This window comes from Flavobacterium sp. (genome assembly GCF_031363805.1).
GTDB lineage: Bacteria > Bacteroidota > Bacteroidia > Flavobacteriales > Flavobacteriaceae > Flavobacterium.
Genome location: NZ_JANLVD010000057.1, coordinates 1 through 9,121 on the forward strand (window position 1 = coordinate 1; position 9,121 = coordinate 9,121).

Sequence of the window (9,121 nt, forward strand, 5' to 3'; positions counted from 1 at the left end):
GACCATAAGCCAACTCATAATCTGATCCAGAAATTACGGGCGCATGAAACCTACCTGCAGCTATATTTGTTGCAAAATCGCCAGGCGCTACATTGGTAATGTGAACACCAAATGATTTGGTTTCCATTCGCAATGCTTCCGTAATAATTTCCAATGCACCTTTGGAAGCTGAATAAATACTTCGGTACGGCAATCCCATATAAGCCGCAATAGAGGTAATATTGATAATTAACCCAGATTTTTGAGCTCTCATTTGTGGTAAAACTGCTTTCATGACTTCTATAGGGCCAAAGAAATTGGTTTCGAAGTTATTTTTAATTTCTTCCATTGGAATTTCTTCCAAAGGACCAGTTATTCCAACGCCAGCATTATTGATTACAATATCCAACCTTTTTTCGTTTCTAGTAATTAATGCTACCGCTTTCTGAATGCTACTAACATCTCTGACATCTAAAGCGACTATTGGAAATACAGATTTTTGAACCCTTTCTGGATTTCTACTTGTTCCATAAACAATATAACCTTTTTGGTGCAAAAACTCTCCGATAGATTTGCCTATTCCTGAGGATCCGCCAGTGATTAAAACTACTTTCATTTGGATTTTTAATATTTAGCAAATATACTATTTTAAAATATAAAGTTACATTGTAGCCCTGATTGCAGCGAAAACACTTTTGTGAAAGAAAACTATTTTTTGTGGCGTTTGCAAAGCGACCAAAGGAAGCTCTTGCAAGCGGCTACAAAAAAAGGTTTGTGAACAAAAGGTTGTAGAGAAAAGCAGGAACAGCTCCAAAAAAAAATCTTCCAAATTTGGAAGATTAAAAAAAATGGCAAGCGACCTACATCGCACCGCTCAACCACATACCTTTGCTGCGTTCCCACCCTGGAGGAGTTTGCAGGAGCTGGTCGTGTAGGACTTGCCGTTGCAAATATACAATCTTTTTGTATTTTTGCAAGTGCATTGTTTTATATAAAATTGTAATGTATCTTGTAAACATAAAAATATTTAGAATGAAAAAATATAACCTATTCGCTATCATAAGTTTAATTTCAGTTTTTAGTAATTGTACGGGCGACAAAAAAAAATTATTTTCTTTTGATGAGACCAAATTTAAGTTGATACTAACAACCGATGACGTTGTTGGACTGAAGCTAAAAAATGAAAAGGGAAAAACTATTGATTCTGTATTGTATTTTAACGATGATAAAAAAATTGGTTCGGTTAAAGGAAATAGCAAATTTGATTTTGCATTGACTAACGAAAAATTGGGTTACAAAAATTTGAAGGCTATTGTTTATTTTGAAAATGACAGTACTAAAACCGACACCAGAATCGAAGTGGTATCGAGTGTTGAACCCGAATTATTGAAATACACAATCTTGAATACTTATCCGCACGACATTAAAGCCTACACGCAAGGTTTGGAATTTTACCGAGATACGCTTTATGAAGGCACAGGAAACGGGGCTGGAGAAGGAACTGGAATTCGTGGTATTTCGAGTTTGCGAAAAACTGATTATAAGACTGGGAAAGTATTTAAAAAAGTTGAACTTGGTGATGAAATTTTTGGAGAAGGCATTACCGTTTTAAACAATAAGGTGTACCAACTGACTTATAAAAATAATCAGGGTTATGTGTACAATGCTGATAATTTTAAGAAAATAAAAACCTTGCCATACTACAAACAAATGGAAGGCTGGGGTTTGACAAATGATGGTAAAAATCTGTATATGAGCGATAGTACTGAAAATATACATATTATAAATCCTGAGAATTTTAAACTAATACAGGAATTAACAATATATTCTGGATCGACAAAAATTCCTGCTGTGAATGAATTGGAATGGGTAGATAGTAAAATTTATGGCAATATTTATACGAAAAATGCTATTGCGATAATTGATCCAAAAACGGGCGCAGTGGAAGGTGTTTTGAATTTGGTTGATTTAAAAAATAAAGTGACCAAACATCCAGATATTGATGTTTTAAACGGAATTGCTTACAATCCTAAAACAAAAACTTTTTTTGTAACTGGGAAAAATTGGGATAAAATGTTTGAGATTAGAATTGAGAATTAGTTTAATTTTGGATTATAATTTCTCTTCCAAATACAAAATCATTCAACACAAATTTCACGAATTTTCACAAATTAAATTGTTTTGAACAAAAAAAACGAGCATCAGCTCGTTTTTTTTATTACTTTTTCTTTTTGACGGGTTTGGGTTGTACTGCTGAAGAAGATTTTGGAACTTCAAATTTCATAGTTGTGGTATTTAAACTATATTTCGTTTCGTACGATTTGTTTTTTAGGGTAAAATCGCCATCTGGTAGCAATGTGAAAGTGAAGCCTTCGTTTCGGTTTCGCTCTTGAGTTTCGGATGCCGTTCTATTTTTATCAAGAAATACTTGTTCTTTTATATTGGTAGATGTTTGTGTGTTGGTGAACAATTGTGTTTTGGTAGCTGGATTCCAAATTTGTGCGTTTTTTGAAACAATCAATTCTTTTTTTGTACTACTATCATTTGACGTATTTTCTGTCCAAGTAATGCAATACAAAGGCAGTGCTTTTGCTGTAAATTTTTTGATTACACAATCGGTTGGAGTAGCCGTTGACGAAAAAGTTTTTAGTAATAAAGTATCTTTTTTTGCTGTTTTATCTATTCGAAATACATAAAAACTACCTTTTATTAATTCCGCAGTAAGATTGTCGGTTTTTGCAATAATATTTGAAGTTACCACTTTTGCTTTTGAAGATCTTTTCTTTTTTTGGGAATACATATTTCCGCAAAAAAGAAGTAGTAGAAGAAGCACAATTTTTTTCATAATTTTAGTTTATTTGGTTTGACCAATGTACAAAAATATTCCAATTATAGCATAAATGCATATTAAATTTATAGTACTAAAGCATTTAATAACAATTGAGCCGTGGCTTCATTGGTTGCCAGTGGTACATTGTGAACATCATAAACACGAATTAACATATTGATATCTACTTCGTGAGGGTGACTTGAGTTTATGTCTTTAAAAAAGAGAACTATTTGTGTTTTTCATTTGGCAACTCTTGCGGCTATTTGCGGATTGCCACCAATGGGACCAGAAAGCATTTTTTCTACCTTAAAGCCTGCGTTTTTAGCATGTGTACCAGTGGTTCCAGTAGCAATTAAGGTAATGGTTTGGGTATGTAAAAGTTTGGCGTTTTTATTTAGAAAATGAACCATATTGGCTTTCATTCTATCGTGGCAATGATTGCAATTTCCATTATATTGATTTTGGATTTTATTGCTAATAAAGCAATTGTTTAATTTAAAATATGATATTCAATCAACCCATCTATTGGTCTGCGGAGTACTTTTCCAATTTTTATGTTGTGTTTTTCTAAAACTTTATGTAGTTCTTCTTTTAGATAAAATGCTATTGATCCTATAAAATGTACGGGTACATCTTTATAATTATCAAATTGTTTGATGTAGTTTTCTACAAAAGATTCCATTTCTTCATGGATGTATTTTTTGCAAAAATTGGTGTCTTTGTGTTTGATTAAAAACTTAGCAAAAGTTGCTAAATAGGCATTTGGATTGGGTTCTTTATACAAATTATTTTTGACAGGATCTGGCAAAACGTTATAAGTTGTTTCAAATTCTTTGGCCAAATCAGCTGGCATTTTATTGAAATAGTAGCCACGCAATAAATGACGCCCAAAACGGTTTCCTGAACAATCATCCATAGCAATGTAACCTAGTGATTGTACTTTTTGATGCAAAATTGCGCCGTCAAAATAGCTACAATTTGAACCTGTTCCTAAAATGCAGACTATTGCTTTTTCATTTTTTGGCGTAGTTGCGTATACTGCGGCGTAAGTATCTTCATGAACTGAAACTGCTGCTTTAGGGAAATAGGCTTGAAAAACTTCGGTTAAAAAAATTTTCATTCTATCGGTTCCGCAACCCGCTCCGTAAAAAAATAGATGGGTAACCTTACCTTTATTGTGAGAAATATCGAATTTATCATTAAGTCGATGCAATATTTCTTGTTTGTTGAGTACTTCTGGATTAAGCCCAAGGGTTTGTGAGGTGAACAATACTTTTCCAGCATCGTCTATAGAAATCCAATCGGCTTTGGTTGAGCCACTGTCTACGAGTAGTTTCATTTAATTTTAGATTTTAGATTTTAGATTTTAGATTTTTTCTAAAATGCTAAATTGTGATTGTAATGTTTGTTCTAGCCCCGATAGCAATGACAGATTGAAACGTATAGCGGGAATAGCTTCAAAAAAAAATCCCGCTAATTTAAAACTAACGGGACTTTGTAAATATATAAAATTATTTTAAACCTGCAATGTGTACCGATAAATCGATCAGTTTGCTTGAGTAACCATATTCGTTATCGTACCAAGATACTATTTTGAAGAAAGTTGAGTTGAGTCCAATTCCTGCTTTTGCATCTACAATTGAGGTGCGTGGATCGGATACGAAATCTTGGGAAACTACATCGTCTTCAGTGTAACCTAAAATTCCTTTCATGGTTGTTTCTGAGGTATTTTTTATAACTTTCATGATTTCTTCGTAAGTGGTTTCTTTGGCAACTTTTACGGTCATATCTACTACAGAAACATCGGCAACTGGCACACGTAATGACATTCCTGTTAGTTTTCCATTTAATTCTGGGATAACTTTCCCCACGGCTTTTGCGGCTCCAGTTGAAGCTGGAATAATATTTAATAAGGCTGCTCTACCACCACGGAAATCTTTTTTTGATGGTCCATCTACAGTTAATTGTGTAGCCGTTGTTGCATGAACTGTGGTCATTAAAGCTTCTACAATTCCGAAATTATCATTGATTACTTTCGCCAATGGTGCCAAACAATTGGTTGTACAAGAAGCGTTTGAAACAATTTTGTCATTTGCAGTTGCTTTTTCATGGTTTACTCCCATAACAAACATTGGCGCATCTGCCGATGGTGCAGAAATAACTACTTTTTTTGCTCCACCATTAATGTGAGATTGGGCAGTTTCTAAAGTGGTGAAAATTCCTGTGCATTCTGCAACAACATCTACTCCAACTTCGTCCCATTTTAAAGTTGATGGATCTTTTTCTGCGGTTACTCTAATGTGTTTGTCGTTTACATAAAGTTTACCGTCATTTACTTCTATTTTTCCTGCAAAACGACCGTGAACTGAATCATACTTTAATAGATAAGCCAGATGATCTACATCCAACAAATCATTTATAGCCACTACTTCTACATTGTCTCTATTGAGGGTTTCTCTAAAAACTATTCTTCCAATTCTACCGAAACCGTTTATTCCTAATTTTACTTTTGACATTTTTATTGTTTAATCGTTAATGCGTTAATTCGTTGATTCGTTGATTTGTTAATGTAAGTTATTCGTGTTTTTTTCGAATAAACGAAAATAAAAATAACCAAATAAACTTTTATGTTGACATAATATCTGAAACTCTTAATAATTCTTTATCAATTTCTGTGTGTCCTTTGATGGCTTGTTCCAATGGTGTCAATGCTACTGCATCGTTCAAAATTCCTACCATGAAATTCGATTTTCCTTCGAGCAATGATTCTACCGCTTTTACACCCAAACGAGAAGCTAAAACTCTGTCGTAACAAGATGGCGAACCACCGCGTTGCATATGACCAAGAACAGATACTCGAACATCATATTCTGGCAAATGCTCTTCAACATAATCTTTGAGTTCGAAAACATTTTTACCAATTTTATCACCTTCTGCAATGACAACTATACTTGAAGATTTCCCAGAAGCTTTGCTTTTTCTTAAAGATTCTAGCAATCTGTCCAACCCCAAATTTTCTTCAGGAATAAGAATTTCTTCTGCTCCTGCTCCAATTCCAGCATTGAGTGCTATGTGTCCAGCATCTCGACCCATAACTTCTACAAAAAATAGTCTGTTGTGGGAACTTGCGGTATCTCGAATTTTATCGATGACTTCGACTACTGTATTTAAAGCGGTATCGTAACCTAAAGTGTGACTTGTACCAAAAATATCATTGTCTATAGTTCCAGGAATTCCCATAACTGGAAAATCAAATTCATTATTGAATATTTCTGCTCCTGTAAAAGTACCATCGCCACCAATTAAAACCAAAGCATCAATTTTCGCATCCACAAGATGTTGGTGTGCTTTTTTGCGACCTTCCACAGTCATAAAATCTTTTGAACGAGCAGATTTTAATATAGTTCCACCTTTATTAACAATATTATTGACAGATCTTGGCCCCATTTCTTTGAAGTCACCTTCAATTAAACCTTGGTAACCTCTATATATTCCTATGCATTCTACATTATGATAAGCACAAGTTCTGACTACAGATCTAATAGCGGCATTCATTCCTGGTGAATCTCCCCCTGAAGTGAGAACTCCAATTTTTTTTATTGTTTTTGACATTGATTGTTATTGAACTGTAAAATTAATAAAGAATTTTGCTATTAAATAAAAGAAATGTTAAAAATTAACGCATTATTGTCATCTCAAACGTTTTCGTTAATAAGTTTTTAATAAACTGTTATCTAATTTGGCTCAGGAATAGTTTCTTCTGGAGTTTTTGGCTTTTCAGTTGCCTTTTTTTGACGCTGTTCTGCGAATTGTATAAATTCTGGAGTTAAATCTGAATCAGGAATTTCGTCTTCCTTTGATTTTTTATTATTGATGACTTTTTTAGAATTCAAAATTTTACGAATTAATTCTCTAAAAGTATTAAAATCTACTTCGTAAGAAATTCCTAGTCCTTGGGTATAACCAATTCCTTCTCCTATATAATTTATATCGTTTTCACGATTAAAAACTCTAGCATTGAGCGATCCATCTTCGTTTAAACGCAATTGAACTTCAACATCTCCAACCACAGCAGATTCGTTTATACCACCAACAGGAACTCCCAATTTTCCATTTATTGTGATTTTGTCACTTATTTGGGTAGACAAAGTAACTCCTACTCGACCTTCAGTTTGTAGTTCCAAATTTCTTCTATCAGCTTGTACATAATTTAATCCAACTTTAAATTTATCATCATCACTAGAAAAAATGTCATCAAACAAACTACTAGCTCTTTCCAGTAAATTTCCTGTAATGGCTGTATCATCCACACCTTTATCACTTAAAAAACTACCAGATGAAAGTAAATAAATAGCTTGCTTTTGGCGAACATCACTATCGCTTAGTTTGTATTCCAATTCAGATTTTAAAACCGAACTTACTGTAGGAAAGGTAATATCGAGCATTGGAACAGGATTTGTTAATTTTTCTGTTAATCGAATGGTGACTTCCGTTGGAATTTTTTTCGTAAAATTTGAATTGTCTAAAATAATCCCTGGATTGGCTTCGGTTTTATAAACGGCTTCCATATTTAAAGTCGCATCAATAGGATCGCCTGCCCAAGTGATTGAACCACCTTCTTTTACTTTGAATTTTTTATCAATAATACCACCATATTTAAAATTGTAGGAACCTTCATACACCTGAAAATCTCCCCACATATTAAATTTTCCTAATGTATTAATTTCCATCAAAATACCACCATATCCACGACCTTTAAGTGCGTGACCCGTATTTTTATCAATAATAACTTCAATTTCAGCATCTTTGGTGATATCTAATTCAAAATTTAATTCCACTCCATTGTAGTTTTTTGATTTTTGATTTTTATCAGTATTTGCAATATCTTTTTTGGATTTGAATCGGATATAATCTTTTTCTGATGTCGATTCTGCATCGCCAATTGGAATTTTGATGGATGTTCCTTTGGCAGATTTAGCATTTACATTGATCACTAAACCATTAATTGGTCCTTTTATAGTGGCTTCACCATCAATAAATGCGGTTCCATAATATAGCGATTCGTCGGAATCTTTTGTGTCCAATGCCACAATTCTATCTGATGATAAATTCAAATCTAGAAACCAATCTGCAAATTTGGTGTGTCGAATTCCACCTGTTAAAAGTCCTGTAGTTTTGTATTTTTCATCAATTAAACCTATATTTCTAAAGGCAAATTCACTTTCGGTGATATCTACAATTGAGTTATTTTCAAAATTATAGTCAACATTCAAATACGGAATTTTCAAACCTGTTTTGTTTAAATACAAACGACCTGTAATTTCGGGTTCTTGCAATTCACCTTCGAACTTTGCAGTTCCAGAGGCTAGCCCTCGAATATCTGTAATCACGGTTCCCCCGAGTGGTCCAAAAGCGGCCAAATTAAAACTATTGAGTCGCAAATTTAAGTCTAGAAATGTTTTTTTGTTTTCGATCATTACATTTCCATCGGCAGAAAATGATTCTAATTCTTTGTTTTTCAAAACAGAATTAACACTAAAATTGGTAAATGTATTGTCGCCTTTTATATCAATATTTAATTTACCTAAATCAAATTTATTAATACTTAAACTATCAATAGACAAAGATGATGAAGGTTCGTAAATTGATTTATTTTGTTTAAAACTAATTTGTCCATTCACTTTTCCTTTTAAATTCAAACTGTCAATAGAAGGGGTAATTTTATCAATATTTACATCTTTAAATGACAATTCTAAATCTTTATAAGTAGAGTCTCGCAACACACCCATGAGTTCCATAGCTTGGTTTTCATGAGTCATTGCAATTTTTTCTATAGAGAAATCTGTTAATTTTTTATTAAAAATAATTTTGTTGTCTTTGCTGTCATTTTCATTAATAAACCACAAATAGTCTTTAAAATTTACTTCAGATTTTTTAATTCCAACGACACTATTATTGTCTTTATTAATAGTGTGGTACATATTCAAATTGTAAAAATCATTTGCTTTTTTGCCGCCTTTAAATTCAGATCTAAAAAACAATGTATCGTTTGCAGTTACGTTGATTAAGGTGAAATCTGATACATTATAATATTTAGTTTTAATGCTATCCATTTCAACGTAAGCATTGTATAATGGATTTTTATTATCAATTTCAATATTTACATTGTCAAAATAATTCTGATAAACTGTAATATTTGGAGACTTAAAATTAAATTTAAATTCATCATTATCTGAATTTATATTTCCTTTCATGACGGTATTTTCCCCAAGAGATATTTCAGGCAAAAATATTTCAATTAATTTATTGTAA

7 protein-coding genes, 1 other RNA gene and 1 pseudogene are annotated in these 9,121 nt (G+C 32.7%); 1 reads left to right on the forward strand and 8 read right to left on the reverse strand.

What is annotated here, in order from left to right; genetic code table 11:
• Window positions 1-595 (reverse strand): SDR family oxidoreductase (locus RMN92_RS03430; RefSeq protein ID WP_309608065.1); only part of this gene is annotated, 595 nt, incomplete at its 3' end.
• A gap of 230 nt (window positions 596-825) precedes the next feature.
• Window positions 826-923: signal recognition particle sRNA small type (gene ffs, locus RMN92_RS03435), an RNA gene on the reverse strand.
• An 88-nt stretch (window positions 924-1,011) separates the two neighbouring features.
• Between ffs and RMN92_RS03440 the strand changes: the two genes are divergently transcribed.
• Entirely contained in the window at window positions 1,012-2,079 is a 1,068-nt protein-coding gene (locus RMN92_RS03440) for a glutaminyl-peptide cyclotransferase (protein ID WP_309608066.1), read from the forward strand.
• Window positions 2,080-2,197: 118 nt separating this feature from the next.
• Here RMN92_RS03440 and RMN92_RS03445 read toward each other — a convergent pair whose 3' ends face one another.
• The 6 genes and pseudogenes from RMN92_RS03445 to RMN92_RS03470 form a co-directional block, all read right to left on the reverse strand.
• Window positions 2,198-2,779, reverse strand: a complete 582-nt coding sequence (locus RMN92_RS03445) for a hypothetical protein (RefSeq protein ID WP_309608067.1) — start codon at window positions 2,777-2,779, stop codon at window positions 2,198-2,200.
• A gap of 113 nt (window positions 2,780-2,892) precedes the next feature.
• Window positions 2,893-3,260, reverse strand: a pseudogene (locus RMN92_RS03450) (methylglyoxal synthase).
• Between the two features lie 39 nt (window positions 3,261-3,299).
• Entirely contained in the window at window positions 3,300-4,148 is an 849-nt protein-coding gene (locus tag RMN92_RS03455) for a BadF/BadG/BcrA/BcrD ATPase family protein (protein ID WP_309608068.1), read from the reverse strand.
• 172 nt (window positions 4,149-4,320) lie between these two features.
• Window positions 4,321-5,325 (reverse strand): type I glyceraldehyde-3-phosphate dehydrogenase, encoded by a 1,005-nt coding sequence (gene gap, locus RMN92_RS03460; protein WP_309608069.1) that lies wholly within the window; start codon window positions 5,323-5,325, stop codon window positions 4,321-4,323.
• A 109-nt stretch (window positions 5,326-5,434) separates the two neighbouring features.
• Window positions 5,435-6,421, reverse strand: coding sequence for a 6-phosphofructokinase (gene pfkA / locus RMN92_RS03465; protein ID WP_309608070.1), 987 nt, complete (start codon window positions 6,419-6,421; stop codon window positions 5,435-5,437).
• A 122-nt stretch (window positions 6,422-6,543) separates the two neighbouring features.
• Window positions 6,544-9,121 (reverse strand): translocation/assembly module TamB domain-containing protein (locus tag RMN92_RS03470; RefSeq protein WP_309608071.1); only part of this gene is annotated, 2,578 nt, incomplete at its 5' end.

Bases quoted from the DNA above. Each gene is read 5' to 3' on its own strand.
- gap (WP_309608069.1), bottom strand. From the start codon at position 5,325: ATGTCAAAAGTAAAATTAGGAATAAACGGTTTCGGTAGAATTGGAAGA.
- RMN92_RS03445 (WP_309608067.1), bottom strand. From the start codon at position 2,779: ATGTATTCCCAAAAAAAGAAAAGATCTTCAAAAGCAAAAGTGGTAACT.
- pfkA (WP_309608070.1), bottom strand. From the start codon at position 6,421: ATGTCAAAAACAATAAAAAAAATTGGAGTTCTCACTTCAGGGGGAGAT.
- RMN92_RS03455 (WP_309608068.1), bottom strand. From the start codon at position 4,148: ATGAAACTACTCGTAGACAGTGGCTCAACCAAAGCCGATTGGATTTCT.
- RMN92_RS03440 (WP_309608066.1), top strand. From the start codon at position 1,012: ATGAAAAAATATAACCTATTCGCTATCATAAGTTTAATTTCAGTTTTT.